Source organism: Vibrio sp. L85, assembly GCF_963871815.1.
In the GTDB taxonomy this organism is placed as follows: domain Bacteria; phylum Pseudomonadota; class Gammaproteobacteria; order Enterobacterales; family Vibrionaceae; genus Vibrio; species Vibrio harveyi.
In genome coordinates, this window is record NZ_CAWMYL010000026.1 from 1 (window position 1) to 347 (window position 347).

The 347-nt window shown below is 49.6% G+C and carries 1 protein-coding gene; it reads left to right on the plus strand.

What is annotated here, in order from left to right:
- Positions 1 to 105 precede the first annotated feature (105 nt).
- Positions 106 to 231: a hypothetical protein gene (locus tag AACR11_RS06460; protein WP_257887079.1), complete on the plus strand. Its 126-nt coding sequence runs from the start codon at positions 106 to 108 to the stop codon at positions 229 to 231.
- Positions 232 to 347: the final 116 nt, after the last annotated feature.

The window sequence follows — 347 nt, forward strand, 5'->3', positions numbered from 1 at the left end:
GAATACAGGCGGTAACGGTGTTCAATGGCAGACCATTGCCATTGTGGTGGTGTTGCTGTTGGTTGTGCTCGGTGGATTGGCGTTTGCGCTCAAAGGGGGCAAGTAATGCCAGTTATCTATCTTGGTGTGGCGGGCTTAACTCTTGGGTTTCTGACCGCCAAGGAAATCAACAAATCAGCGTGGCTCATTGTAGTGATCTTAGCGCTGATTATCTGGATGAAAATGGGTTGATATGTTTGGAGCAATGACCAGTTTAACGGGTGGTGGTGGTTTGCAAGGCGGTAGCGCTGGACCATCGACAGCCAAAAGCAGTAACCAATCTGGGCAATCCATTGGTGGCATCAACA